General features: G+C 70.8%; 20 protein-coding genes. 15 read left to right on the top strand and 5 right to left on the bottom strand.

The window, feature by feature from the left end:
- Positions 1 to 75: 75 nt before the first annotated feature.
- The gene (locus IFT36_RS03705; protein ID WP_200412447.1) at positions 76 to 2,496 is read left to right on the top strand and encodes an ATP-dependent helicase; all 2,421 of its coding nucleotides are present in this window, start codon (positions 76 to 78) and stop codon (positions 2,494 to 2,496) included.
- Positions 2,497 to 2,550: 54 nt separating this feature from the next.
- Here IFT36_RS03705 and IFT36_RS03700 read toward each other — a convergent pair whose 3' ends face one another.
- Positions 2,551 to 3,333 (bottom strand): FHA domain-containing protein, encoded by a 783-nt coding sequence (locus tag IFT36_RS03700; RefSeq protein WP_200412446.1) that lies wholly within the window; start codon positions 3,331 to 3,333, stop codon positions 2,551 to 2,553.
- 102 nt (positions 3,334 to 3,435) lie between these two features.
- Between IFT36_RS03700 and IFT36_RS03695 the strand changes: the two genes are divergently transcribed.
- The 6 genes from IFT36_RS03695 to IFT36_RS03670 all read left to right on the top strand — a co-directional run bounded on the left by IFT36_RS03695 (position 3,436) and on the right by IFT36_RS03670 (position 11,741).
- A complete protein-coding gene (locus IFT36_RS03695; protein ID WP_043594286.1) occupies positions 3,436 to 3,729 on the top strand; it encodes a WXG100 family type VII secretion target in 294 nt (97 codons plus the stop codon).
- A gap of 80 nt (positions 3,730 to 3,809) precedes the next feature.
- Complete coding sequence (locus IFT36_RS03690) at positions 3,810 to 4,106, top strand: hypothetical protein (protein WP_200412445.1); 297 nt, start codon at positions 3,810 to 3,812, stop codon at positions 4,104 to 4,106.
- Entirely contained in the window at positions 4,103 to 5,371 is a 1,269-nt protein-coding gene (locus tag IFT36_RS03685; protein ID WP_200412444.1) for a putative T7SS-secreted protein, read from the top strand. Before IFT36_RS03690 ends, IFT36_RS03685 begins: the two co-directional genes overlap by 4 nt.
- Positions 5,372 to 5,942: 571 nt before the next feature.
- Positions 5,943 to 6,674 carry a hypothetical protein gene (locus tag IFT36_RS03680; RefSeq protein WP_192122940.1) on the top strand — a complete coding sequence of 244 codons (732 nt, stop codon included), beginning with the start codon at positions 5,943 to 5,945 and terminating at the stop codon, positions 6,672 to 6,674.
- A 34-nt stretch (positions 6,675 to 6,708) separates the two neighbouring features.
- Positions 6,709 to 7,311 (top strand): hypothetical protein, encoded by a 603-nt coding sequence (locus IFT36_RS03675; RefSeq protein WP_192122939.1) that lies wholly within the window; start codon positions 6,709 to 6,711, stop codon positions 7,309 to 7,311.
- On the top strand, positions 7,308 to 11,741 hold the full coding sequence (locus IFT36_RS03670; protein ID WP_200412443.1) for an FtsK/SpoIIIE domain-containing protein: 4,434 nt from the start codon (positions 7,308 to 7,310) through the stop codon (positions 11,739 to 11,741). Before IFT36_RS03675 ends, IFT36_RS03670 begins: the two co-directional genes overlap by 4 nt.
- Before the next feature lie 35 nt (positions 11,742 to 11,776).
- Here IFT36_RS03670 and IFT36_RS03665 read toward each other — a convergent pair whose 3' ends face one another.
- The 3 genes from IFT36_RS03665 to IFT36_RS03655 form a co-directional block, all read right to left on the bottom strand.
- On the bottom strand, positions 11,777 to 13,711 hold the full coding sequence (locus IFT36_RS03665) for a thioester domain-containing protein (RefSeq protein WP_200412442.1): 1,935 nt from the start codon (positions 13,709 to 13,711) through the stop codon (positions 11,777 to 11,779).
- A 155-nt stretch (positions 13,712 to 13,866) separates the two neighbouring features.
- Entirely contained in the window at positions 13,867 to 14,100 is a 234-nt protein-coding gene (locus tag IFT36_RS03660; protein WP_056043406.1) for a hypothetical protein, read from the bottom strand.
- Between the two features lie 43 nt (positions 14,101 to 14,143).
- Positions 14,144 to 14,554 (bottom strand): ester cyclase, encoded by a 411-nt coding sequence (locus IFT36_RS03655; RefSeq protein ID WP_056043403.1) that lies wholly within the window; start codon positions 14,552 to 14,554, stop codon positions 14,144 to 14,146.
- 212 nt (positions 14,555 to 14,766) lie between these two features.
- Here IFT36_RS03655 and sucC point away from each other — a divergent pair, with 212 nt between their 5' ends.
- The 8 genes from sucC (at position 14,767) to IFT36_RS03615 (ending at position 25,742) form a co-directional block, all read left to right on the top strand.
- On the top strand, positions 14,767 to 15,930 hold the full coding sequence (gene sucC / locus IFT36_RS03650; protein WP_056043401.1) for an ADP-forming succinate--CoA ligase subunit beta: 1,164 nt from the start codon (positions 14,767 to 14,769) through the stop codon (positions 15,928 to 15,930).
- A gap of 15 nt (positions 15,931 to 15,945) precedes the next feature.
- Positions 15,946 to 16,833 carry a succinate--CoA ligase subunit alpha gene (gene sucD / locus IFT36_RS03645; RefSeq protein ID WP_056043398.1) on the top strand — a complete coding sequence of 296 codons (888 nt, stop codon included), beginning with the start codon at positions 15,946 to 15,948 and terminating at the stop codon, positions 16,831 to 16,833.
- A gap of 177 nt (positions 16,834 to 17,010) precedes the next feature.
- Positions 17,011 to 18,384 carry a cell division protein PerM gene (locus tag IFT36_RS03640; protein WP_233568454.1) on the top strand — a complete coding sequence of 458 codons (1,374 nt, stop codon included), beginning with the start codon at positions 17,011 to 17,013 and terminating at the stop codon, positions 18,382 to 18,384.
- 69 nt (positions 18,385 to 18,453) lie between these two features.
- Entirely contained in the window at positions 18,454 to 19,047 is a 594-nt protein-coding gene (gene purN / locus IFT36_RS03635) for a phosphoribosylglycinamide formyltransferase (protein ID WP_054147430.1), read from the top strand.
- Positions 19,044 to 20,708, top strand: coding sequence for a bifunctional phosphoribosylaminoimidazolecarboxamide formyltransferase/IMP cyclohydrolase (gene purH, locus IFT36_RS03630; protein WP_200412441.1), 1,665 nt, complete (start codon positions 19,044 to 19,046; stop codon positions 20,706 to 20,708). Before purN ends, purH begins: the two co-directional genes overlap by 4 nt.
- A gap of 430 nt (positions 20,709 to 21,138) precedes the next feature.
- The gene (locus IFT36_RS03625; protein ID WP_173153352.1) at positions 21,139 to 22,974 is read left to right on the top strand and encodes an ABC transporter ATP-binding protein; all 1,836 of its coding nucleotides are present in this window, start codon (positions 21,139 to 21,141) and stop codon (positions 22,972 to 22,974) included.
- Positions 22,971 to 24,896, top strand: coding sequence for an ABC transporter ATP-binding protein (locus IFT36_RS03620; RefSeq protein ID WP_082460047.1), 1,926 nt, complete (start codon positions 22,971 to 22,973; stop codon positions 24,894 to 24,896). Before IFT36_RS03625 ends, IFT36_RS03620 begins: the two co-directional genes overlap by 4 nt.
- Positions 24,897 to 24,953: 57 nt before the next feature.
- Positions 24,954 to 25,742 carry a GNAT family N-acetyltransferase gene (locus IFT36_RS03615; RefSeq protein WP_200412440.1) on the top strand — a complete coding sequence of 263 codons (789 nt, stop codon included), beginning with the start codon at positions 24,954 to 24,956 and terminating at the stop codon, positions 25,740 to 25,742.
- Between the two features lie 118 nt (positions 25,743 to 25,860).
- Here IFT36_RS03615 and IFT36_RS03610 read toward each other — a convergent pair whose 3' ends face one another.
- Positions 25,861 to 26,259 (bottom strand): MGMT family protein, encoded by a 399-nt coding sequence (locus IFT36_RS03610; protein WP_307785015.1) that lies wholly within the window; start codon positions 26,257 to 26,259, stop codon positions 25,861 to 25,863.
- Positions 26,260 to 26,281: the final 22 nt, after the last annotated feature.

Below are 26,281 nucleotides of genomic sequence, written 5' to 3'. Positions count from 1 at the left end.
CGCGACGCCGCCTGCGACCGTGGTCGCCCCGCACCCTCTCGCCATGTCGGTGGTCGCGCTTAGACTCGAGGGGCCATGACGATCGTGCTCGAGCCCTCTGACGCTGCCGGCGGTTCCGGCGACCCCCTGACCGCCGGTCTCAACCCCCAGCAGAAAGAGGCGGTCGAGTACCGCGGGCAGTCGCTGCTGATCGTGGCCGGTGCCGGCTCGGGCAAGACCAGCGTGCTGACCCGTCGCATCGCGGGCCTGCTGGCGACGCGCGAGGCGTGGCCCAGCCAGATCCTCGCCATCACCTTCACCAACAAGGCCGCGGCCGAGATGCGCGAGCGCGTGGCGCACCTCGTCGGTCAAGCAGGCGAGGGCATGTGGATCAGCACGTTCCACTCGGCGTGCGTGCGAATCCTCCGGCGCGAGGCCGAGCAGTTCGGCTTCACAAAGAGCTTCACGATCTACGACTCCGCCGACTCGAGGGCCCTGCTCAAGCGCATCCTGAAAGAGCTCGACGCCGACCAGCTCGGGCTGACCGTCAGCATGGCCTCGGGCAAGATCTCCAAGCTCAAGAACGAGCTCAGCGACGTCGAGTCGTACTCGCGCCAGATCAACATGAACGACCCGCAAGAGGTCATGTTCCTCGAGATCTTCCGTCAGTACACCCGCGAGCTGCAGCGGGCCAACGCCTTCGACTTCGACGACCTCATCGCCCAGACCGTCTACCTGTTCCGCGCCTTCCCGCACGTGGCCGCCCAGTACCAGCGGCGGTTCCGGCACATCCTGGTCGACGAGTACCAAGACACCAACCACGCGCAGTACTCGCTCATCCGCGAGCTGACCCGGCCGGTGCAGGCCGACCTCGTCGACGAGCTCGAGAGGGGCGGTCAGTTCGTCCAGTCGATGCGCGACGGCAGTGGCGGCATCCCCGGGGCGTCGCTCACCGTGGTGGGTGACTCCGACCAGTCGATCTACGCGTTCCGGGGCGCCGACATCCGCAACATCGTCGAGTTCGAGCGCGACTTCCCGAACTCGAAGGTCATCCTGCTCGAGCAGAACTACCGCTCGACCCAGAACATCCTCGACGCCGCCAACGCGGTCATCTCGAACAACTTCGACCGTCAGGCCAAGAACCTGTTCACCACGGTCGGCGCCGGCAGCAAGATCGTCGGGTTCACCGGCTACACCGGTCACGACGAGGCCCAGTTCGTCGCCGACGAGATCGCGGCGCTGCACGAGTCCGGCACCGACTACAAAGACATGGCCGTCTTCTACCGCACCAACTCGCAGACGCGTGCACTCGAAGAGATCTTCATTCGCTCAGCCATCCCCTACCGCGTGCTCGGTGGCACCAAGTTCTACGAGCGTGCCGAAATCAAGGACGCCATGGCGTACCTGATCACCGTCGCCAACCCGGCCGACCCGCTCGCCCTGCGACGCATCATGAACGTGCCCAAGCGCGGCATCGGTCCCGCGACCGAGACCGCGATGCAGCGCTGGGCCGACACCAACGAGGCGCCGCTGCGTGACGCGATGCGCAACGCCGACCAGCTCGGCCTCGGGCCGAAGGTCACCGGCGCGATCACGGGCTTGGCGAAGCTGCTCGACGACGTGCAGGCCACGGCGGCGACCGCGCCCGTCCACGAGATCCTGTCGGCCCTGATCGCGGGCAGCGGCCTGGTCGAGGTGCTGCGGGCGTCGCGTGACCCGCAAGACGAGGCCCGCGCCGAGAACATCGACGAACTCGTCGCGGTGACGAAGGAGTTCCAGAAGAACAACCCCGACGGCACGCTGCTCGACTTCCTCACCGAGGTCACGCTGGTCGCAGCCGCCGACGACCTCGACGACACGAGCGGCACGGTGTCGCTGATGACCCTGCACACCGCCAAGGGGCTCGAGTACGAGGCCGTGTTCCTCACCGGCGTCGAAGAAGACCTGTTGCCGCACCGCATGTCGGCGAACGAGCCCGGTGGTCCGTCCGAAGAGCGACGACTGTTCTACGTCGGCATCACTCGCGCTCGACAGCGGCTGTTCCTGTCGCTCGCGATGACGCGGGCGCAGTTCGGCGAGGTCAACGTGGCGATGCCGTCGCGGTACCTGCAAGAGATCCCCGTCGAGCTCATCGATTGGAAGCAGTCGCCCGGCATGGCCACCAGCCGCGGGGGCACACAACCGCGGGCGCTCAACGCCCGTCGCGAGGGTGGCGACGGCAACCGCGGAGCGACGCCGCGGGCGTCGGGCGGCTATGGCTCGGGCAGTTACGACCGGGCCACGGCGGCGGCGAAGACGAAGCCGAAGACCGAGTGGGCCAACCGGGTCACGGGCACCGTCCGCGACAACGGCGACATGGAGCTCGAGGCCGGCGACCGCATCTCGCACGTCGACTTCGGCGAAGGCCGTGTCATGGCCGTCACCGGCATCGGCGCCCGTCGCATCGCCGAGGTGCTCTTCGACGCCGCCGGCCGCAAGAAGCTGCTGATCAAGGTCGCACCGATCGAGAAGATCTAGCCCCCTTCCGCGCCCCTCCGCGCTCGAGCGGCCCCGATGCGCCCGGGAAGTCGGCTAGGCGTCGGTCGTGCAGTCCGCCGGCAGGTGCCTGACGACCGTCACCCTGTGGTCGCCGATCGACAGCACCGATCCGACTCGTGCGCGGTTCGGCGTGTGTGCGTCGAGTTCGGTGGTCTCGCCGCTGGGAGACACGACGGTGGTGCCGTTTCCCGAGCCGAGATCGGTGACCCAGACGGCCGCGTCGGTACCGATCACGATCGAGACGTGGTGGCGAGACAGTGATCGGCCGGCGTCGTCGAGCGCCACGACATCGGCGTCGGTCGGAGGGGGCAGGGGGCGGTCGGTTCGACGCCCGACCACGATCGCGCGTCGTGTGACGGGGACGACGCTCTCGTCCGGGAGGCGCAGGCCGTAGTGCCGAGGGCGCAGCGTCGTCGCCTCGAGATCGGGAACGGACGGCACCGCGTCACGGCCGGCGGGCTGATCGGGGGCTGACCGCCTCGGGGTGGTGGCGGCAAACCGCGGCGCGTGAGGGATCGCGGCGGCGAGGGGCGCGAGGGGCGCGAGGGGTGCGACCGCGGACGGTGCCGTGCTCTCCGGAATGACGGGAGCGTGCTGCGCCGACTCGCTTCGACGCTCCTCGACGACGAACCCCGAGGAGGCGCGGGTCGGCGGGGGAGGGGACGTCACGATCGGCGCGGGCGGCCGGAGGGGCAGGGTGGTGACGCGCGAGAGCAGCCCTTCGGCACGTTGCTCACGAATCGTCTCGGCGGTGATCACCGGAGGTGGCGTCGGGTGTTGCTCGCGCCTCCTGGGCTTGTCCTTCTTGCGACGCATGTCGACTCCGATCTGTGGAGAACCGTTACGCAAACTATCAGGCATGACATATTGGTCGAGTCCGACCGACCGGTCGGCACCACCAACGAGAGGGACCACCTCATGGCCAATGTCACCGTCACCTACGACGACCTGCGCACGCAGGCCACCCAGCTGCGCAACGGGCAGCGTGCGATCGAAGACCAGCTGGGTCAGATGAAGTCGCAGATCGACAACCTCGTCGGCTCGGGCTACGTGACCGACAAGTCGTCGAAGGCATTCGACGCGACGTACACCGAGTTCACGACCGGGGCGTCGAAGACGATCTCGGCGGTCGAGAGCATGGCGACGTTCCTCGAGAACGCGGCCAGCACCCTCGAGGGCGCCGACCAGCAGCTCGCCAGCAGCCTGGGCTGACCGACCACACACAGGGACGGCCGGGGCGGGTCGCGGTGAGACGCGACGCGCTCCGGCTTCCGGCACGAGGGGAGGACCTCATGGCTCGAACGAGCCTCAACATCGACGGTGCGGGTCTCGAGGCGTTGCTCGCCGACCTGGCCACCGTGAAGACCGAGTTCGAGTCGAACGACTCCTCGGTGTCGGCCACGGCCGAGGCTTGCGGGCACGTCCGGCTGGCGGCGAAGGTCACGTCGTTCGCGACGAACTGGAACGACCGGCGGGCGAAGCTCGCCGAGCAGATCACCGAGCTGGGCACGGCGTTGTCGACGATCGACGAGACCTTCACCGAGGTCGACGGAGAACTTGAAGGCGTCCTGATCGGGGGCGACAAGTGACGGCCGGCACGCTCGCGGGGGTGGCGGCCGATTCGCTGGTGGGGGTGTCGGGCGACCCGGTGCTGTTGAACTCCATGGCGAGCCACTACGAGTCGGTGGCGGCTTCGATCCGAGGTGCGGCAGCCAAGCTGAGATCGCTCGAGACGGGGTCGTCCTCCAGCGACGCCCTGGACGCGTTCGTGGTCAAGGCCGAGGCGGTCTCCGCAAGTCTCGGCAAGGCCGAGGGACGATACGGAGAAACGGGGGCTGCGCTCAAGGCGTACTCGTCTGAATTGTCGCTGGCACAAGAGGCAGCCGCGCCGGCCCTGGCGAACCACCGCGACGCCGTCGACGACCTCGCCGCAGCCGAGAAGCTGGTCGAGCGCTACGAGCACTTCGCGCTCGTGGCCACCGATGAGGTGACGAAGCAGGAGCACCTCGACCAGGCCGCGGCGCAGCGCACGAAAGCCGAGGAGGCGCGGGGCCGGGTCACCCTCTACGCGCGCCGCGTCACCGACGCACACACGTCCGTCGAGACCGCCGCGACGGCTGCCATCGCGAGGATCGACGACGCCACCGACGACGGCCTCGCCGACACCCTCTGGGACGACCTCGGAGGCGCGTGGGACGCCGGCTTCGCCGGCTTCCAGAAGTGGATGGAGGAGAACGACTCGTGGATCAGCGAGCTGATGAATGTGCTTACGATCATTGGCGGACTCCTAGCCGCTCTGGCCTTCATCGTTCCTGGTTTGAATATCGTCGCGGCAATTGTGGCCGTCCTGGCTTTCGCCATCACGGCAGCTCGAGCGAGCGCAGGCACAGCCACTCTTGGAGATGTCCTTCTGGCCGGGTTGTCCTTGGCGACCATGGGGATAGGAGGCGCTGCGGTCGCCTCGGCTCGCGCAGGGATCAAAGGCATCGCTGCCGCGCGAGCCGCGGGCCTCGTGTCCCACAGCGGAGTTTCTCGTGGATCTGCGATGGCGTGGGTTAGTAGGAGTTGGTCGAGGGCTCAACCTGGGTTGGGGGATTGGACGCTCGTGAAAGCGCTCGGCGACAGTGAAGTGGCAAGGATGTTGCACTTTCTCCGGACCAGCAGGCCGGGCGCATTCGCGGATGACGCCGATGAAGTCGCTCGCATCATGCGCAGGTTGAACGTCGCGCGCACCGTCCAGGCGCTTGACCACGCTCTGACGGCACACGGACTTGCGGGGGTGGGAGTTTCGCGTGTGACATCTCGGGAATCGAACACTGCGACCTGGTCGACTGCCGCTGGAGGTGCCCTTTGAGCTCCGGCCGCCGCGCTGCTCCGGTTTCTTACCGATCCCTGGCTTTGAGGGGTCTTCCTCTCTTCGCGGGGATCGCCGGGATCGCATCGCCGCTCTACATGCAGTTGTCACGACTTGTCTTCGGATCTCTGGCTTTACCTAAGGGAGGAGGGTTTCGAACAAACCCTGCGGGTGATGTTCTCTTCCAGGCCAGCGAGGGGTGGCCCCCGTTCGTCTTGCCGTCCGGCATCTTTTGGTTGGTGAGCGCAGCGATGCTGACCTTGGTCGTGATCGTGTACCGAAAGAGAACGGAATCACTCGACTTCGCACTTCAACCTTGGGTGTTGGCGTTCTGGTGCGGACTAGCTGCTTTCTACGGCTGGCTTCATTCGCAGTTCTTCATCGAGCTCGCGGAGTGGCCGCGCGATTCGTTCGCTGCAGCGCTCGTGCTGGCGGCCGAGTGTCTCGCATTCTTCGCGTTGGGAGCCGAAAGGGCGGTCCGATCCATCGTCGTTCGGCGCGAACACGCAGCTGCCCGAAGAGGTGACGGCCCCCGTCTTGCGAGGGCCGGGCTTCGCCCCGAGGACCAGTCGTGAGCGGCCCGGGGCACGTGGGGCGGACGGCCGGGACGGTGGCGGCGTCGTATTCGATCGTCGTGCCTCCGGGGTTCGTCCGGGTGCCGGGTGGAATGGACGCGCCTGACGCAGCGGCGTTCGTCGCCGAGCAGCTGGGAGACCAACCCGCCCCCGGAACCGGGACGGCCCCCGACGACTGGCGACTGCGGTTCGGGTCGGCACTCGGGCGTGCGCTCGTGGCCGACGTCAACGGCCGTGTGCTCGACTCGTACCTCAGTGCGGGCCCGCTGCCCGGCACCGACATCGTGTGCTCGATCGTCGTCGCGTCCGTGCCCGTCACCCGGACTCCGCATGCCGACCTCGACCGGCTGCTGCTGCGACGCGTCGCCACCCACGGGGCGGCTCCGATCGTCCTCGCCGGCGACCCGGCCGTTGTCTGGACCGACCTCGCAGCTGAAGCCCCGGCACAGGACGGCCATGCCGCACCCGACGAGGTCGCCGACCTCACGCCTCTCCGCCGTCGGACCGTCCTCACACGAGTCGCCGGTCATGACGACCGGCTGCTCACCCTCGTCCTCACCATCGGTTCAGCGACCGATGCGTCGGCCGCGCCGGGCGACACCGGGTCCGACATCGACGCACGAACCCGCATCGTCGACGCCGTCAGCGACGTCTTCGACGCCATGCTCAGCACCTTCCGATGGCGTGACGCCGAAGGGCGCCTCGTCACCGACCGGCCCCTCGCCTGAACCCCCTCGACCGCCACAGAAAGCGACCTGCGCCATGAGCGAAACCGACACCGATGCCACCACTGACTTCGACATCCTCATCGGGCACGACCCCGAGACCTGGGTGGCCCTTCCGACCTCTTGGCCGCATGACGGTCACCGCGCGCCGCGATCGTGGATCAAGGCGACCGTGCGCACCGTGGCCGAGCGGTCCGAAGTGTCGACCCGCGCCTCCCGGTCCTGGCTGACGGAGGTGCTCTCGGCCCTCGCGCGCTGGTCGCCCGAGGACGAACGCCGGTACCTCTACCTGCCGGACATCGCGACCCCTCCGTCGCTGCTGCGCGTCCAGTACGGGTTCGTCGGAGGCGATCGTGATGTCGCCCTCCGGGCCATGGTCTTCGACAGCGACGTGGCCGCGGTCGAGCCTCCCGTCGTCGAGCAGGTCGAGGCGAGCGGTCTCGGGCAGGGGCTCCGAGGCGTGCGGTACGCGGCCGTCGACGGCGACGCCGGCCTCCACGCCACGCTCGTCTACGCCTTCCGGGCCGAGCCGTACGACCTCCGCGTCACCTGCCAGGTCGGCGGGCCGGAGGGCGTCCTCGGCATGATCGACGAAGTCGACGTGTTCGTGGACGACATCAGCGTGGTGCCCGCCGCGTGAGGCTGAGCGTCACCGTCCTTCACGTCCCGACGGGCCACCGGGCGGACCGCTCGGTCCTGGTCGATCCGGACACCACCGTCGACGCCGTGGCGCGGCACCTCGCGTCGTCGCTGGGTCACTCGGGTCACGCCCCGCCCGCTGAGGCCGGGAGCATCACGGTCGACGGGGTGCCGGTCGACCCGACCGCGCGCATGAGTTCGGGAGTCCTGCTCGACGGCGCCGTCGTCGGCTTCGGCGGCCCCGCGACGCACCTCCGTTCGCCTGCCGATCTGCCCACCATCCGCATCATCGGAGGCCGCGGGGCAGGGACGATCCACGTCGTCGACGTCGGGCTCGTGCACCTCGGAAGCGATCCCGACGCAGGCGTGAGGCTCGACGACGCGCGGGTGCCGCCGATCGTCGCGACGATCGAACTCGACGGCGCCGGACGCTTCACGCTGACCCCCACGGCAGACGCCTTCCCCGAGTCCGACGACGAAGCGCGCGGGCCACTCGTCCTCGTCGACCGGGTTCCCGCCCTCGGCACGGCCGTGGTCGACGAACACTGCGTCATCACGATCGGCGACGTCCTCCTCGCCGTCGCACCGGCCGGGCGGCCGTCTGCCGCCATCACCGTGAGCGAGGGGGGAGGCACCCTCGACCACGCACGCCCACCGCGCCTCCTGCCGGAACCGCCGACCACGACGTTCCGGTTCCCCGCCGAACCCCAACAGGGTGCGAAGCGGCCCCTGCCGATCGTCGCGGCGCTGGCGCCGATGCTGATGGCCGTCGTCATGGTCAGCGTGTTCGGGAACGTCGCCTTCCTCGCCTTCGGGCTCATGTCGCCGGTGGTCATGATGGGCAACCACCTCTACGACAAGCGCAACGGGAAGGTCTCGCACCGGCAACGCCTCGCCGACCATCAGGCCACGAAGGAGGCGGTGGCGGCGGATGCCGAGAGCGCCGTGCGGCAGCTGCAGCGCGAGTTGCGACACCTCAGTCCCGACGCCGCCACCGTGCTCGACATCGCCGCCCGGCGTCGCTCACGGTTGTGGGAACGCCGTCGTGACGATCCGGACCACCTGCGCGTTAGGATCGGCACGGCAGATCTGCCCTCGGGTGTCACCATCGAGGACCCGGCCGAACTCGAGCACCGTCGGACCGTCGCTCGCCCCGCGGTCGACGTGCCCGTCACCGTCGATCTGGCCGACCACGGGGTCGTCGGGGTGGCCGGCCGATCCGAACACGCCAGACCTCTCGTCGCGTGGATGCTGGCTCAGCTCGCCGTCGCCCAGAGCCCCCGCGACGTGCGGTTGGTCGTCCTGACCGAACACGCTGCGGGCGACGACTGGTCCTGGCTGGCCCATGTCCCCCATGCCCGTCCCGAGAACGGTCGTCCAGCCGTCGCCTGGGTCGGCAACGACGCCGAGACCGTCGCCCGCCGCATCGCCGAGCTCGGGGCCGAGATCGACTCTCGCCGGCGGGCGGTGCGGGAGTCGCAGGGGACCCTCCGTGCGGCCACCGACATCGTCCTCGTCGTCGACGGTGCGCGGCGGTTGCGGGCACTGCCCGGGCTCGTCCGCGTCCTGCGGGACGGGCCCTCCGTCGGCGTCTACGCCGTGTGCGTCGACGCCGAACGCCGATCCCTTCCCGAGGAGTGCGTCGCCGTCGTCACCTGCGGCCTCGCGCGGCATTCCCTCGACGTGCACCGCACCGCCGACGTGCGCGAGGTCAAGGCCGACCTGCTGCCCGTCGGTTGGTTCGAGGCCGTCGCCCGGGCCGTCGCCCCGGTGGTCGACGTCGACGACGGCGACGGAACGGGCGGGCTCCCGGCGCGTTCCCGGCTGCTCGACGTGCTGCAGCTCGAACCCCCCACCGTCGAGGCCGTACTCGACCGATGGGCTCGCACGGGCCCCACGACCGAGGTCGTCATCGGAGACAGTCTCGACGGCCCGTTCGCATTCGACCTCCGCAGGGACGGTCCGCACGGTCTCGTGGCAGGCACGACCGGCTCCGGCAAGTCCGAGTTGCTGCAGAGCATGGTCGCGTCGCTCGCCGCCGCGAACACCCCCGAGTGGATGACGTTCGTCCTCGTCGACTACAAGGGTGGTGCCGCGTTCCGGGACTTCGCGCCGCTGCCCCACACCGTCGGGATGGTCACCGACCTCGACACGCACCTCGTGGAGCGGGCGTTGCACTCGCTCGGGGCCGAGCTGCGACGCCGCGAGCACCTCCTCGCCGACGCCGGAGCGAAGGACCTCGAGGACTACGTGGAGGGCGCGGTCGGTGACGATGCGAGGCCTCCCTTGCCGCGCCTCCTGATCGTGATCGACGAGTTCGCCAGCATGGTCCGCGAGTTGCCGGACTTCGTGACCGGCCTCGTCAACATCGCCCAGCGCGGGCGTTCTCTCGGAATCCACCTCGTGCTCGCGACGCAGCGGCCGACGGGCGTCGTCACCGGCGACATCAAGGCGAACACGAACCTGAGGATCGCCCTTCGCGTGACCGATGCAGGTGAGAGCAGCGACGTCATCGACGCGGGTGACGCGGCCGGCATCTCCAAGTCGACACCGGGTCGCGCCTTCGTCCGATTGGGGGCCAGTGCACTCGTCCCGTTCCAGGCAGGCCGTGTCGGTGGCCGACGCCCCGGGGCGGTGGCCGAGGTCGTGCCCGAGGTGTGGTCGAGTCCGCTCGACTGGCAGGACCTCGGGCGGGTCGTGGCCGAGCCGCCGCCACGGACGACGACCGAGTCCGTCGGTCGCACCGACCTGGCCGAGCTCGTCGACGCGCTCGCCGCGGCCTCCACCCGTCTCGGGATTCCTCGCCCGCATCGTCCGTGGCTCGACGCCTTGCCCGACAGGCTCGTGCTCGACGACCTGGCAGGGTCCCGGACGGGCTCGGACGTCGACGCGTGCGTCCCCGGCGACGTGGCCGTGCTGCCCTTCGGTCGGCAGGACTTCCCGGCCGAACAGCACCAGGCCCCGGCCGCGCTCGACCTGCAGACCCTGGGGCATCTCTTCGTCGTCGGCGCCCCGCGGACGGGACGCTCGCAGGTGCTCCGCACGGTCGCGGCCTCCCTCGCCGACCGGACGAGCTGCGCCGACGTGCACCTCTACGGCATCGACTGCGGCAGCGGTGCCCTGCTGCCGCTCGAGAGCCTTCCGCACGTCGGAGCCGTCGTCCAGCGGACCCAGCTCGACCGGGTCCGGCGCCTGCTGACGAAGCTCGTCGACGAGACCTACCGGCGGCAACAGGTGTTCGCAGCGGGAGGTCATGCGGGCGTGGTCGAGCAGCGACGAGCCTCTCCCGAGGGGGACCGCCTGCCGCACCTGGTCGTCATGATCGACCGGTGGGAAGGGTTCACGGGCAGCTTCGCCGAGATCGAGCACGGCAAGCTCGTCGACCAGGTGGGGGTGCTCTTGCGTGAGGGTGCCGCGGTCGGGCTCCACGTGCTCGTCACGGGTGACCGGCAGCTCGTCGCGGGCCGGCTCGCCGCCCTGGTCGACGACAAGCTGCTCCTGCGCCTGACCGACCGGGCCGACTACGCCCTCGCCGGTCTGAACGCGCGGGCACTGCCCGACGTCCTGCCCCCAGGGCGGGGCTTCACCGCCGAGACCTCGATCGAGACGCAGGTCGCCTTGATCGATGCCGAGGCCACGGGGCAGGCGCAGGCCGAGGCGCTGAGACGGCGGGCGGCGTCGGCGGCTCACCGTGACCGTGATGTTCCTGCCGCGCGTCGGCCCTTCCGCGTCGACGAACTGGCGGGCCCCATCTCGTTCGACGACGCCTGGTCCCGCCGGGGAGCGGCTGACCCGGCGAGCGTCTTCGCCTTGATCGGCGTCGGTGGCGACGACCTCGTTCCGTGGGGTCCCGACCTCGCCGACGGCCCGGGCAGCTATGTCGTGACGGGCCCCCCGAAGAGCGGGCGCAGCACCGTCCTGGTAGCCGTCGTCCGGTCGCTCACGGCCCAGCGCATCGGAGTGGTCGTCGTCGCCCCACGGCGATCGCCGCTGCGGGCGCTCGAGGGGTTGCCCGGCGTGGTCGCGGTGATCACCACCCGGACCGTCGAGGAGGCCCTCCTCGCGCCCTTCTTCGCAGACGCCGACGGCCCTCGCGTGCTCGTCATCGACGACGGCGAACACCTCAAGGACTGCCCCGCGGGCGAGTGGCTCGCGGAGTTCCTCAGGTCGTGCCCCGACACCGGTCGCGCACTCGTCGTGGCCGGGACGACCGGCGAGGTGTTGTCCGGGTGGGCCGGCTGGCAGGTCGACGTGAGGAACAACCGGTGCGGCGCCGTGCTCAGCCCACAGCTGCCCAACGAAGGTGACCAGGTGGGGCTCCGGCTGACGAAGTCCGACCTCGCCGACCGGCCGACGCCCGGGTTCGCCCTCGTGGACGACGGCAGCGGTCGAGCCGTCCGGGTGCAGGTGCCGTTCGACCGGGCCGGTTGAGCCCGGGCCGCTTCGGGGCACCTGCACCCGGGGGCTCATCGCTCCTCGCCCAGGCCGAACGACGACAGGGCGTCGGTCTCGACCGCACGGCAGGCAGTCTCCGAGCCCCGGTCCGGGCGGCGCCTCCGAAGGTGCAGCGCACCTGCCGCCGTCACGAGCACCAAGCCGGTACCCATGATGCCGAGGGCGACGAGCAACGGTTGCCCTCCACCGGTCGAACCGGTGAAGGCCAGCCTCGCCGGAGGCGCGGGGGCATCGGCCGGCGCCGGTTGTCGGACGGTCGTCATCTCGCTCCGGTAGACGGTGGTGTCGGCGAAGGCCGGCACGATCCTGCTGCCGTCCTCGGCGGCCGCCGACCCCTCCGACGAGAACAGGAAGACGTACGTGCCGGGTCGCTCGAGCGTGACGCAGGGCGTGGCGTAGGTGCCGTCCTCGCTGGTGGCGACGGTCTCGCGGGCCACGATCAGGTCCGGGTCGAGGCGGCCGATCTGTCCGAGGTCGCTTCCCACCTCGGGGGCCTCGGCGAACGGTCCGACGAGCACCGACTCGACGTCGACCCCGCCGGGCACGTCGGGGTGGAGGTCGACGACGGTGAGTTCGTCGCTGACGCAGGCACCGGGGTCGATCTCGGCGTCGGACACCACGGTCGAGATGGTCGGCGTCCAGGGCACGAACGTCGTCTCGGTCGCCGTGCCGAAGGGAGAGCGCCAGGAACCCACCCGGTCACGCCCCGCTTCGACCGGAGTGTCCGCAGGATCGATGGTCTCGACCCACGTGTAGTAACCGCCGGCGGGCAGCTCGCAGCCCGGCGTCGAGTAGGTGCCCGGACCGTCGACTACCTCGAGGGCGACCTCGCAGACCAGCGGGGCGTCGTCCGGCCACGCGGCGGCCTCGACCACCGGAGCGAGGAAGGGCCCCAGCAGGCGGCTCCGCACCGTGACCGGTACGGGACGCCAGCTCCCCGCGTCGTCGTATCGACCCCACTCGGACAGGAGCCCGTCTCCGGGCCGCACGCCGAGCGTCACCTGGTCGGTGACGACCGTCCCGGTCTCGGCCACGGTGTCGCTGGTGACGGTCGACACCGTGGGCTGGAACGGCAGGGGCGACAGCTGCTCGACACTCGCGGCTTCGGAGGCGGAGGCCGCGACCCCGCCCGAGAAGAGGATCATCTGTGAGCCCGCGGGACTGTTCCCCACCGTGGTCACCCGTCCGTACGGCAGGTCGACGAACTCGACCGAGGCGTTCACGGTGACGTGGGCAGCGTCACCGGTGGCGACGACGGACACGCTCTCGCCGTTGCGGACGACGGCCGTGGTCGAGCCGTCCGCGAACACGGCGCCGTCCAGGGTGACCGTGCCTGCATGTGTCGGTTCGAGGCTCGTCGGCCCGCCCGCCACACGGTCGACCGTGAGGTCGGGGCGGATCAGCCCGGTGCCGTCGTCCGAGAGTTCGACGGTGATCGATGCCGCGACGGATTTCGACGCGGCCGACGAGGCCTCGGCGAGCATCTGGTTCGCGCGTTCGAGCACGATCGGCCACCGCTCGTTGGCACGGCCGGCGTAGTACCGCTGCGTGTGGCCGTTCAGGCCGGTGATGGTCCAGACCGCGAGCTGTCCCGCGGCGGCCGTGTCGGCGTCGGTCGTGCCGCCCCAGGTGCGGGCGATGTACGCGAGCCGCGCGTGGTCGTCGGTCGAGACGCCGATCACGTCACCACCCGTGGTCGTGTCGTAGTGGTTGCCGACGGGCGAGCTCTTGCCGGCTTCGAGGCAGAACGCCTGGGTGCCGTCGTCGAGTCGGTAGGTGCCGAGCCACGAGACGTTGTCGCCGCGCCAGAGGTGGCCCGGGCCGAGTCCCGTGCCGGTCACGGCGGCGGCCGGGGCTTGGCTGAGCAGGCCAACGACGACGGAGAACAACAGGGCGAGCGCGAGGCGTCGTCTGGGGGGATGGAGGGCGCTGTGTGGTGAAGTCATGCACCGACGATCGGGCAGCCACCCCGGCTGCCGAGGCCGGCACCGCGCCTCCTGTGCACGGTTCCCGCTGACGCAGGCCGGGGGAGGAGCCGTGACGCGACGACGCCCCCGCCGCGAGGTGCGGCGGGGGCGTCGTCAGACGGTGGTGACCGAGGTCACTCGGTCTCGTCGAGGTCGATCTCGTCGCCCTCGAGGTCGTTCGAGGCGTACTCGGGCGAGCCCTCGCGGGGCGCGCCACCGGTGGGGCCGTCGTTGCCCTCGCCGACGCCGGGGAAGACCGTCTCGCCGGCGACGGCGTCGTTGGTCGCGATCTGCTCGGACTCGGCGAACTCGTCGGCCTGGTCGTAGGGCTGCTCGCCCGATGCTGCGGGGGTGTTCGTGTCGCTCATGGTGTGTCCTCTCGAAGGCGGTGCGGGGTGGTGGGGGAGCGGCTCAGGCCAGACCGAGTTGCTGCTTCATGCCGGCCTCGTCGGTGGCGCCCCAGCGCTCGACGAGCAGGCCGTCCTCGTCGAACCGGCCGACCTGGATGCCGCGCACGGTGAACGACTTGCCCGTGGGCTCCGCGCCCTGGAACGTGCCGGTGTGCGTGCCCGAGATCGTGAAGACGGCGGTGACGTTCTCGTCGTCGGCGACGAGGGTCTCGACCGCGAGGTCGGCGTCGGGGAAAGCCGCGAAGAACTCGGTCCAGAAGGCCTGGATGCCGGCGAGGCCGGCGGGTGCGTCGGGGGCCGGGTCGTGGTCGACGACGTCGGCGTGGAAACCCTCGCCGAGGCGGTCGATCTCACGGGCGGTCAGGATCTCGCCGAGGCGCTCCTGCGTGGCGAGGTTTTTCTCTTTCGACATGCGTGTCTCCGTCTTCTGGTTCTGTCGGGGTGTCTCTCGTCTACTCCCCAGGCGGCAGCTGGCCCCCGATGCTCACAGCAGACGCCACGCTCGGCGTACCCCTGGGGTCGCCCGCTAGGCTGACCGCGGCCCATATGTCTTCATGTCGAGATGGCTCGATGTCGAGACGGATCATGGTGAGACGACGCAGCGATGCGGATTGGAAGAACAGCGTGGATCTTTTCGAGTACCAGGCCAGAGACCTGTTCGAGCAGTACGGCGTGCCCGTGCTGCCGGGCATCGTGGCCGACACCCCCGAGGAGGCGCGAGCGGCGTCCGAGAAGCTGGGTGGCGTCACCGTCGTGAAGGCCCAGGTCAAGGTCGGCGGCCGAGGCAAGGCCGGCGGCGTCAAGGTGGCGAAGACCCCGGACGACGCCGAGGCCGCGGCGAAGGACATCCTCGGGCTCGACATCAAGGGCCACGTCGTCAAGCGCGTCATGATCGCCGGCGGCGCCCAGATCGCCCGCGAGTTCTACTTCTCGGTGCTGCTCGACCGTGCCAACCGTTCGTACCTGTCGCTCTGCAGCGTCGAGGGCGGCATGGAGATCGAGCAGCTCGCCGTCGAGAAGCCCGACGCGTTGGCGCGCATCGAGGTCGACCCCCGAGCGGGCATCGACCTCGCGAAGGCCACCGAGATCGCGAAGGCCGGCGGGTTCCCCGACGAGCTCGTCGAGAAGGTCGCCCCCGTGCTGGTGAAGCTCTACGCCGTCTACGAGGGCGAGGACGCGACCCTCGTCGAGGTCAACCCGCTCGTGCTCACCGAGCAGGGCGACATCGTCGCCCTCGACGGCAAGGTCTCCATCGACGAGAACGCCGAGTTCCGTCACCCCGGCCACGCCGAGCTCGAGGACGCCGACGCGGCCGACCCGCTCGAGGCGAAGGCCAAGGCCGCCGGCCTCAACTACGTGAAGCTCGACGGCGAGGTCGGCATCATCGGCAACGGTGCAGGTCTCGTCATGTCGACGCTGGACGTCGTCGCGTACGCCGGCGAGGCGCACGGCGGCGTCAAGCCCGCCAACTTCCTCGACATCGGCGGCGGAGCGAGCGCCGAGGTCATGGCGGCGGGGCTCGACGTGATCCTGGGCGACGCCCAGGTCAAGAGCGTCTTCGTCAACGTCTTCGGTGGCATCACCGCCTGTGACGCGGTCGCCAACGGCATCGTCGCCGCCCTCGGCATCCTCGGCGACGCGGCCACCAAGCCGCTCGTCGTGCGACTCGACGGCAACAACGTCGACGAGGGTCGACGCATCCTGGCGGAGGCGGCGCACCCGCTGGTCACCGTCGTCGCGACCATGGACGAGGCTGCCGACAAGGCCGCCGAGCTGGCTTCGAAGTAAGGACTGCACAGAACAATGTCGATCTTCCTCAACAAGGACAGCAAGGTCATCGTCCAGGGCATCACCGGCGGCGAGGGCACCAAGCACACCGCGCTCATGCTCAAGGCGGGCACGAAGGTCGTGGGCGGCGTCAACGCCCGCAAGGCCGGCACGACCGTCACCCACGGTGACGTCGAGCTCCCCGTCTTCGGCACCGTCACCGAGGCCGTCGCCGAGACCGGCGCGGACGTCTCGATCGTCTTCGTACCGCCGGCGTTCGCCAAGGACGCCGTCGTCGAGGCCATCGAGGCCGAGGTGCCGCTCGTCGTCGTCATCACCGAGGGCATCCCGGTGCAGGACAGCGCCGAGTTCTGGGCGCTCGCCAAGGCCAAGGGCGGGACGACCCGCATCATCGGCCCGAACTGCCCCGGCATCATCACGCCCGGCGAGTCGCTGGTGGGCATCACGCCCGCCTCGATCTCGGGCTCGGGGCCCATCGGCCTGGTCTCGAAGTCGGGCACCCTGACCTACCAGATGATGTTCGAGCTGCGCGACCTCGGCTTCTCGACCGCCATCGGCATCGGTGGCGACCCGGTCATCGGCACGACGCACATCGACGCCCTCGAGGCGTTCGAGGCCGACCCCGACACCAAGGCGATCGTCATGATCGGCGAGATCGGCGGCGACGCCGAAGAGCGTGCCGCCGACTACATCAAGGCACACGTCACCAAACCCGTCGTCGGCTACGTCGCGGGCTTCACCGCCCCCGAGGGCAAGACGATGGGCCACGCCGGTGCGATCGTGTCCGGCTCGGCCGGCACCGCCCAGGCGAAGAAAGAGGCGCTCGAAGCCGCCGGCGTCAAGGTCGGCAAGACGCCGAGCGAGACCGCGGCGCTGCTCCGCGAGGTCTACGCCTCCCTGTAGGGGCCGACCCGCGCCTCCTCGACGGGCGTGTTCGTCACGGCTGGTCGTCCTCGGACGCCGGCCACGACGGACACGCCCGTCGTCGTGCGGGCGGGCCAACGGGTGCGGAGCGGCGTCGTCGTCGCGGGCGGCGGGGCAGCAGGCCGGCCCCGGTCGGCACCGGTACAGTCGCTCGCGATGAACCGCCCAGTCACCGCTCTCTTCTCCGCGCTCGAAGCCCTGCTCGTCGTGGCCATCGGCGTCGGCATCCCCCTCGTCGTGCTGACGTCGCTCTGGGCGTTCCAGTACGGCCTGCAGATCGACTGGGTCGTCTTCTGGCGCGCAGCCGTCGACTCGTGGCTCGTCGGGCACGGCGCCGACCTGACCGTCCAGCTCAGCGCCGACGCGGCCGCGGCGACCGGCATCCCCGGGGCGGACGCCCCCATCGTCATCTCGCTGGCCGCGCTCGGCTTCGCCCTGCTCACGGTGCTTATGGGCATCCGCGCCGGCCGCGCCGCGGCCGAGACCGCGCACCGCCTGACGGGCGTGCTCGTGACCATCGGCACCTTCGCCCTGCTGTCCCTCGCCCTGGCGGCCTCCGCGCAGCACGAGCTCGCACGCCCGTCGTTGTGGCAGGGCACGCTCCTGCCCGCGCTCGTGTACGCCGTGCCCGTCGTGGCCATGGCGGAGGTCACGCGCCGGCGTCGGGGTGAGGCCGCCGACCCCGTGACCGGTGCCGTGATCGGCCTCCTGTCGCGACTGCCCCGACAGGTGACCGGCATCGCGGCCGCCGGACTGCGGCTCGGGACCGTGGCCGCATCCGCCGTCCTGGCCGTGTCGGCCCTGATCGTCTCGGTGCTGATCGTGACGAACTACGCCCAGATCATCACCCTGTACGAAGGCGCGCACGGTGGGTTCCTCGGAGGGCTCGCGTTGACGCTCGGTCAACTCGCCCTGCTCCCCGACGTCGTCGTGTGGGCGGCGTCGTGGCTGGTCGGCCCCGGCTTCGCCATCGGCACCGGGTCGTCGATCTCGCCCCTGGGCACCGCCGTCGGCCCGATGCCCGCGATCCCCTTCCTCGGCGCGCTGCCCACCGCCGACCTGACGTTCGGTTTCGTCGGGCTGCTGGTCCCGGTCGTCGCCGCGTACGTCTGCGCGACCCTCCTGAGGCCGCGGCTGCAACGGATGCTCGCCGGGTACGGGGTCGACGACCTGGTCCGTCGCATCGTCGTCGCGGTCGTCGGCGGGGTCGTCGGGGGAGCGCTGCTCGGCCTGCTCGCCTGGGCGGCCTCCGGCTCGGCCGGGCCCGGACGCCTGACCGACGTCGGACCCGACCCGCTGCTGGTCGGCGGGTTCGCGGCGCTCGAGTTCGCCGTCGCCGGCGTGCTCGCGATGGTCGTGACGCCACCGAGGTTCGCGGGTGATCGAGCCGAGACGACGCCGGACGGCTCCGGTGCGAAGTGGCACGACGACCCGGTCGTCGACGACACCACGCCGACGGGCCCTGTGCCCGTGACCACCCTGCGGCGCGACGGCGACGACACCGAGCGCATCGAGGGCATCACGCGCTGACGCCGTCGTCCGACGGACCGCCGACCGCCCCCCCCCCGGTGCGCGTGCCCGGGCCGCTAGGCTTGCCGGGTGCTGAAGCTCGTGGTGCTCATCTCCGGTGGCGGCTCGAACCTCCGGGCTCTGCTCGAGGCCGCGAGCGACGCCGAGTACCCCGCCCGGGTGGTCGCCGTCGGCGCCGACCGCGAGGCCGACGGCTTCGAGCACGCCGAGCACTTCGGGGTGCCGACCTTCTCGGTCGCCTTCTCGAACTTCGCCGACCGTGCCGCCTGGGGTGACGAGCTGTTGGCCCAGATCGAGCAGTGGCAGCCCGACCTCGTGGTGCTCAGCGGTTTCATGCGGCTCGTGCCGCCACGGGTCGTCGCCGCCCTCGCGCCGAACCTCATCAACACGCACCCCGCCTACCTGCCCGAGTTCCCCGGCGCGCACGGCGTGCGCGACGCGCTCGCGGCGGGCGTCGAGCAGACGGGCGCGAGCGTCATCGTCGTCGACGAGGGCGTCGACAGCGGCCCGATCCTCGCCCAGCGTCGCATCCCCGTCCTGCCCGGCGACGACGAGTCGTCGCTGCACGACCGCATCAAGGTCGTCGAGCGCGAACTGCTCGTCCAGACCGTGCTCGACATCGCCAACGGAACGACCACACTCGAACAGGAGCCCACCGCATGAGCGGCCACGCCATCGACCCCAGCCTCTACCGCGACCGTGACGCCGTGACCGTGCGTCGTGCCCTGATCAGCGTCAGCGACAAGACCGGCCTGCTCGACCTGGCCGCCGCCCTCTCGGCCTCCGGCGTCGAGATCGTGTCGACCGGCTCGACGGCCCAGACCATCCGCGACGCCGGCCACGCCGTCACCGAGGTCAGCAGCGTCACCGGGTTCCCCGAGTCGCTGGACGGCCGCGTCAAGACGCTGCACCCCGCGGTGCACGCCGGCATCCTCGCCGACCTGCGGCTCGAGTCGCACGAGGCGCAGCTGGCCGAACTCGACATCGCCGCGTTCGAGCTCGTCGTCGTCAACCTCTACCCGTTCGTCGAGACCGTCGCCTCGGGTGCCGACGTGCCGACCGTCATCGAGAACGTCGACATCGGGGGGCCCGCGATGGTCCGGGCCGCCGCGAAGAACCACGCCAACGTCGCGATCGTCGTCTCGCCGACGAACTACCCGCAGATCGAGAAGGCGCTCACGCTGGGGGGCACGACCCTCGCCCAGCGTCAGCGCCTGGCCGGCGAGGCCTTCGCCCACACGGCCGCGTACGACACGGCAGTCGCGGCGTACTTCGCCGCACACGTGGGTGTGCGCGCCGAGGCCGACGCGTCCGCCGCGGCGACCCGCGCCTCCTCGTCCGTCGTCGACGAGCAGGAGGCGCGGGCCGGCTTCGAGCCCACGGTCACCGTCTCGGCCGAGCTGCAGGACACCCTCCGCTACGGCGAGAACTCCCACCAGGCCGCCGCGATCTACGCGACGCCCGGCGCGCACGGCATCGCGCAGGCGACGCAGCTGCACGGCAAGGAGATGTCGTACAACAACTACGTCGACGCGGACGCGGCCCTGCGCGCCGCCTACGACTTCGACGAGCCCGCCGTCGCGATCATCAAGCACGCCAACCCGTGCGGCATCGCCGTGGCCTCGCCCGACGCCGTCGACGCCATCGCCGACGCGCACCAGCGGGCGCACGCCTGCGATCCCGTCTCCGCGTTCGGCGGCGTCATCGCGGCCAACCGCCCGGTGACCCGCGCCATGGCCGAGACCGTCGCGGACATCTTCACCGAGGTCGTCATCGCCCCGGCGTTCGACCCCGAGGCCGTCGAGATCCTCAGCGCGAAGAAGAACATCCGCCTGCTGACCCTGCCCGCCGACTTCACCCGCGACGCGCGCGAGGTCAAGCAGATCTCGGGTGGCCTGCTCGTCCAGGACGCCGACCGGTTCGACGCGTTCACGTCCGACGGCTGGACGCTGGTGGCCGGCGACGAGGCCGACGCCTCGACGAGAGCCGACCTCGAGTTCGCCTGGAAGGCCTCACGCGCCGTCAAGTCGAACGCGATCCTGCTCGCCTCGGGCGGCGCGTCCGTCGGGGTGGGCATGGGCCAGGTCAACCGCATCGACTCGTGCCACCTCGCGGTCGACCGCGCCGGTGCGCGTGCCGCCGGGTCGGTCGCGGCGTCCGACGCGTTCTTCCCCTTCGCCGACGGCCTGCAGGTGCTGCTCGACGCCGGCGTGGCAGCGGTCGTCCAGCCCGGCGGGTCGATCCGCGACGACGAGGTCGTGGCCGCGGCGAAGGCTGCCGGCGTGACCATGTACTTCACGGGCGAGCGCCACTTCTTCCACTAGGTCGCCGTCGGCCGGGGCCCCGGAGGCGCGCGTCGCGTCGTCCACGATTCCGAACCGTTCCGTCTTGCGGCGGAGTCGACGGCACGCATATCCTGTAAGGCTGCTCACAGCCGGTCGGACACGACCGCACGGACGGATGACGACACTCAGGAGGACATGATGACGACGACGACACTGACCACGGTGGGCACGGCCACCGACGGTGCTCGCGTGGGTCGCGCCTCCTCGGCGTCTCCGAGCCCGGCGCCGATCGTCTAGACGAGACGGTCCGCCGCCCACCGGCACCCCTCCGACACATCGCCCGCCGACGTCTCCGGGCGCGACCGCGGCGACCGCGCGTCCTCCCCGGACGGTCGCCGCACCACCTTCTCCACCACGGGTCACCGCTCCGTTCGGTCGCCCGTGCCAGATCACGACACTTGGATCACCCATGTCTCAGAAGTCCTCGTCCGCACGCCCGCCCGACCCGGCGAAGCGCCCCTCGACGGTGCAGTCGCTCGTGCGGCTCCACCCCTACGTCAAGCCGGCCCTGCCCCGCATCGTGCTGGGCATGGTCGCGGCTCTGCTCGCCGCCGTCGTCGCCCTGCTGATCCCCCTCGTCCTGCAACTGCTCGTCGACGGCCCACTGTCGAGCGGTGACCGATCGCAGGTCTGGCCCGCGTTCGCCGTCGTGCTGGGCCTCGGAGTGGCCGAGGCGATCCTGATCGGTGCCCGCCGTCGCCTGGTGCTCACACCGAGCACGCACGTCGAGGCGACCATGCGCAACGCCCTCTACGCCAAGCTGCAAGACCTGCCGGTGGCGTTCCACGACCGCTGGCAGAGCGGTCAGCTGCTCAGCCGGTCGGTCAGCGACCTGAGCCTCATCCGCCGCTGGCTCGCGTTCGGTGTCGTCCTGCTCGTCGTCAACGTGCTCACGATCGTCGTCGGCTTCGTCGTCCTGTTCTCGTACAGCTGGGTGCTCGGCCTCGTCTTCCTCGTGGCGTCGCTGCCCGTCTTCTTCGTCAGCTTCGCGTTCGAGAAGCGCTACTCGGTCGTCGCCCGCCGCAGCCAGGACCAGGTCGGCGACCTGGCGACCAGCGTCGAGGAGAGCGTCCACGGCATCCGCGTGCTCAAGGCCTTCGGTCGCGGCAAGCACTCGCTGCGCGAGTTCGCCAAGCAGGCCGAGGACCTCCGTGGGACCGAGATCGAGAAGGCGAAGGCCATCTCGAAGCTGTGGCTCTGGCTGCTGCTCGTCCCCGACGTGGCCTTCGCGCTCTGTCTGCTCGGCGGCGTCTGGTTGGCCGCCGACGGCCAGCTGACCGTCGGCCAGCTGTTCGCCTTCTTCGCGACGGCGACCGTGCTGCGCTGGCCGGTCGAGTCGATCGGCTTCCTCCTCTCGATGACCTTCGACACCCGCACGGCCGTCGACCGCTACTTCGAGGTGATGGACAGCGAGAACACGGTGACCGACCCCGAGGAGCCGGCGACGATCGCCGAACCCCACGGTCGACTCGAGTTCAAGGGCACGCACTTCCGGTACCAGGACTCGCCGGCCCAGTTCTCCGACCTCGTCAACGGGGTCGACCTCGTCGTCGAGCCCGGCGAGACGATGGCCCTCGTCGGTCTCACCGGTTCGGGCAAGACGACGCTCCTGTCGCTCGTGTCCCGGCTCTACGACGTCACCGGCGGGCAGGTCCTGATCGACGGTGTCGACGTCCGAGACCTCAGCCGTGAAGAGCTCCGCCGTCACATCGGCATGGCGTTCGAGGACGCGACGCTGTTCAGTGCGTCCGTCCGTGACAACGTCCTGCTCGGTCGCCCCGACCTCGCCGACGACGCCGACGAGGCCGACCGGGTGATGCGCGAGGCGCTCGAGATCGCGCAGGCCGACTTCGTCGAGCGGCTGCCCGAGGGCGTCGACACCCGCGTGGGTGAAGAGGGCCTCAGCCTGTCCGGCGGCCAGCGTCAGCGCCTCGCGCTGGCACGCGCCATCGCCGCGCGCCCGGCCGTGCTGGTGCTCGACGACCCGTTGTCGGCCCTCGACGTCGACACCGAGGCGCGGGTCGAGGCCGGTCTGCGACGCGTGCTCGCGTCCACGACCTCGCTGATCGTCGCGCACCGGCCGTCGACGGTCACCCTGGCCGACCGGGTCGCGCTGCTCCAGAACGGCACGGTCACCGCGGTGGGCCGGCACTCCGACCTCATCGCGAGCAACGAGCACTACCGCTACGTCATCTCGTCGCTCGACGACGACTCCACCACCACCCGAGAGGAGGTGCTCGCATGACCGACACGACACTCGAGGACGACCGTCCCGATCGCCCGGCGGTCGCCGACGGCCCCGTCGAGCGCGAGGCGTTGGACGGCCGCACGCCGGCCGAGAAGCGCGCCGAGCAGGGCTCGACGACGCAGGGCGTCCGCGGCGAGGAGCGCGAGAACTTCACCAAGGACGAGAGCAAGAGGCTCCGCCGTCGGTCGCTGCGCCTCCTCGGCTCGCTCGTACACCCGCTGCGCTGGCGACTCGCGTTGATGGGCGTCGTCGTCGTGATCAGCACGGCCTCGCAGGTCGCGGGGCCGGCCCTGATCGCGATCGGCATCGACACCGCCCTGCCGGCCCTGATGGACGACCAGGACTGGGCACCGGCGATCCTCGTCGTGGTCGCCTACCTGGTGACCGGCGTGATCGGTGCGGTGCTGATGGCGCAGTACACGGTGCTGTCGGCGCGGATCAGCCAGGCGATCCTGTTCGACCTGCGCAAGCGGCTGTTCCTGCACACGCAGCGGCTCAGCCTCGAGTTCCACGAGACGTACACGTCGGGCCGCATCATCTCGCGCCAGACGAGCGACCTGGACTCGATCCGCGAGCTGCTCGACTCGGGCATCAACCAGCTGGTGTCGGGCCTGCTGTACATGGTCTTCACCGCCGTCGCCCTGGTCGCGCTCGACCCGCAGAGCGGCCTCGTCCTCGCCGTCGCCCTCGTGCCGCTCGTGGCGTTGACCCGGTGGTTCCAGGTGCGCTCGCAGAAGCTGTTCCGGGCCACGCGCGTCACGAGCGCCCGCGTCATCGTGCACTTCGTCGAGACGATGACGGGCATGCGTGCCGTGCAGGCCTTCCGCAAGGAGGCGCGCAACGAGAAGGAGTACGCCGGTCACGTCGAGGACTACCGGCAGGCCAACTCGAAGGTGTTCACGCTGTTCGGCACCTTCGACCCGGGCCTGGTGCTCATCGGCAACGCGACCCTCGCGGCGGTCGTGCTGTTCGGCGGCTTCCGGGTGATCGACGGCTCGCTCGAGATCGGCGCCCTGCTGGCGGTGGCGCTGTACGCGAAGCGGTTCTTCGACCCGGCCGAAGAGATGGCCATGTTCTACAACGGCTACCAGTCGGCGTCCGCCGCGCTCGAGAAGATCTCGGGCGTGCTCGAGGAGCAGCCCAGCGTGCCCGACCCGACGCGCCCGGTCGACCTGTGGGACGCCAAGGGGCAGGTGCACTTCGACGACGTCGAGTTCGCCTACAACGCCGACACGGTCGTGCTGCCCGGCTTCGACCTCCACGTGCCGGCGGGGCAGACCATCGCCCTCGTCGGGTCGACGGGGGCCGGCAAGTCGACGTTGGCGAAGCTCATCTCGCGCTTCTACGACCCGACGCGCGGTGCGGTGACGCTCGACGGCGTCGACCTGCGCGACCTGCACCCGAAGGACCTCCGCCGCGCCATCGTCATGGTGACGCAGGAGGCGTACCTCTTCTCGGGTTCGGTGGCCGACAACATCTCGCTCGGCAAGCCCGACGCGACGCGCGACGAGATCGTGCGGGCGGCGAAGGCGGTCGGGGCGCACGAGTTCATCGAGGCCCTGCCCGACGGGTACGACACCGACGTGAACAAGCGCGGCGGCCGGGTGTCGGCCGGACAACGCCAGTTGCTGTCGTTCGCCCGGGCGTTCATCGCGAACCCGAGCGTGCTGATCCTCGACGAGGCGACCGCGTCGCTCGACATCCCGTCCGAGCGCATGGTGCAAGAGGCCCTGCAGACGCTGCTCGCCGACCGCACCGCGGTCATCATCGCGCACCGCCTGTCGACGGTCGCGATCGCCGACCGGGTGCTCGTGATGGAGCACGGCAAGATCGTCGAGGACGGCACCCCCGACGACCTGATCGCGGGCACCGGCCGCTTCGCGCAGCTCCACGCCGCGTGGCGCGACTCGCTCGTGTGAGGCGGGGCCCGGACGGCGGGCCCCGCCTGCCGTCCGGGCTCGGCTAGCGTGGCCTCGATGACCGACGCGACGAGCTACCTGCAGGCCTACGACGAGCAACTCCGCACCGACGCCGAGACGCCGAGCGCGATCGCGGTCACCCGCCACGGTCCGTTGCGGCTCGTCACCTTCGCCGATGGTCGCGGGTTCGTCACCTACCGCGACCTCGGCGACGCGGACGCCGACGCGGTCCGCGCGCTGGTGGTGGCCGCCGTCGAGCACTTCGACGCCGACGACGAGATCACCCGGGTCGAGTGGAAGACCCGCGGGCACGACCGTGCCCCCGGGCTCCACGACGCGCTCGTGGCCTCGGGCTTCGAAGCCGGCGAGCCCGAGTCGATCATGATCGGGCCGCTCGCCGCGCTCGCGGACCTCGGCGAGGTGCCCGAGGGCGTGACGGTGCGTCGGGTAACCACCGAGGCGGACGTGCGGGCGATGAGTGCGATGGTCGACGAGGCGTTCGGCGAGGCGGTCGACGCGCGGATGGCCGACGCGCTGCTGTCCCGGTTGGGCCGTGGCGACGGCATGGAGCTCTGGGTCGCCGAGGTCGACGGCCGGATGGTCAGCGGAGGCCGACTCGAACACGTCCCCGGCACGGACTTCGTCGGCATCTGGGGCGGCGCCACGCTCGAGGCGTACCGCCACCGGGGCATCTACCGGGCGTTGACCGCGGCGCGCGCGCGTTCCGCCCTCGCGCAGGGCAAGACCCTCGTGCACAGCGACTCGACCGACGACTCGCGTCCGATCCTCGAGCGATCGGGTCTGGTCGCCGTCTCGACGACGACCCCCTACGACCGGACGCGCTGAGGCGACCCGGGCGACGGCGGGCGGCGCCGGGGGAGGCGGGCGGTCGTGACCGACCGTCGTCGTCGAACTCGCCCGTTCCGGCCACGAGCCGTCGGCCCGGCCCTGAGTCTCGGCCCGGTCAGGGACGGTGGGAGGCGCGCTCCAGATCGACGCGGAAGGTGCCCGACCGGCTCCACAGCAGAGGCGTGCCCTCGACCCGGTACTGCTCGAGGGCGCGCTGCTCGTGGTCGCGCGGAGCGTGGCCCGAGGCGCGGATCACCCGCCACCAGGGCAGGTCGGCCCCGGCGTACGCCATCACCTGGCCGACGGCACGGGAGGCCCGCGACCCGAGGGCGGCGGCGACCGACCCGTAGGTCATCACGCGGCCCGGCGGGATCGACTCGACGACGGCGACGACCTGCGAGACGAAGTCGTCGGGGTCGGGGTCGGGGTCGGGGCCGGGGCCGGGGGCCAGGCCGGGGTCGGGGCCGGGGTGCGGCGCGGGCTCGCCGCCGCGGGCGGAGGCGCCCGAGGTCACGACGTCGACCTCACGCGGTGCC

Origin of the sequence: Frigoribacterium sp. CFBP 13605, from assembly GCF_014839405.1 — a bacterium.
In the GTDB taxonomy this organism is placed as follows: Bacteria; Actinomycetota; Actinomycetes; order Actinomycetales; family Microbacteriaceae; genus Frigoribacterium.
The sequence above is the reverse complement of the archived record's forward strand: the minus strand, read 5'-3'. Positions and strand labels throughout refer to the sequence as shown.

What these genes read in the sequence shown, in the direction of transcription:
- IFT36_RS03705 (WP_200412447.1), top strand. Translation starts at nt 76, where the DNA reads ATGACGATCGTGCTCGAGCCCTCTGACGCTGCCGGCGGTTCCGGCGAC.
- IFT36_RS03700 (WP_200412446.1), bottom strand. Translation starts at nt 3,333, where the DNA reads ATGCGTCGCAAGAAGGACAAGCCCAGGAGGCGCGAGCAACACCCGACG.
- IFT36_RS03695 (WP_043594286.1), top strand. Translation starts at nt 3,436, where the DNA reads ATGGCCAATGTCACCGTCACCTACGACGACCTGCGCACGCAGGCCACC.
- IFT36_RS03690 (WP_200412445.1), top strand. Translation starts at nt 3,810, where the DNA reads ATGGCTCGAACGAGCCTCAACATCGACGGTGCGGGTCTCGAGGCGTTG.
- IFT36_RS03675 (WP_192122939.1), top strand. Translation starts at nt 6,709, where the DNA reads ATGAGCGAAACCGACACCGATGCCACCACTGACTTCGACATCCTCATC.
- IFT36_RS03665 (WP_200412442.1), bottom strand. Translation starts at nt 13,711, where the DNA reads ATGACTTCACCACACAGCGCCCTCCATCCCCCCAGACGACGCCTCGCG.
- IFT36_RS03660 (WP_056043406.1), bottom strand. Translation starts at nt 14,100, where the DNA reads ATGAGCGACACGAACACCCCCGCAGCATCGGGCGAGCAGCCCTACGAC.
- IFT36_RS03655 (WP_056043403.1), bottom strand. Translation starts at nt 14,554, where the DNA reads ATGTCGAAAGAGAAAAACCTCGCCACGCAGGAGCGCCTCGGCGAGATC.
- sucD (WP_056043398.1), top strand. Translation starts at nt 15,946, where the DNA reads ATGTCGATCTTCCTCAACAAGGACAGCAAGGTCATCGTCCAGGGCATC.
- IFT36_RS03640 (WP_233568454.1), top strand. Translation starts at nt 17,011, where the DNA reads ATGAACCGCCCAGTCACCGCTCTCTTCTCCGCGCTCGAAGCCCTGCTC.
- purH (WP_200412441.1), top strand. Translation starts at nt 19,044, where the DNA reads ATGAGCGGCCACGCCATCGACCCCAGCCTCTACCGCGACCGTGACGCC.
- IFT36_RS03625 (WP_173153352.1), top strand. Translation starts at nt 21,139, where the DNA reads ATGTCTCAGAAGTCCTCGTCCGCACGCCCGCCCGACCCGGCGAAGCGC.
- IFT36_RS03620 (WP_082460047.1), top strand. Translation starts at nt 22,971, where the DNA reads ATGACCGACACGACACTCGAGGACGACCGTCCCGATCGCCCGGCGGTC.
- IFT36_RS03615 (WP_200412440.1), top strand. Translation starts at nt 24,954, where the DNA reads ATGACCGACGCGACGAGCTACCTGCAGGCCTACGACGAGCAACTCCGC.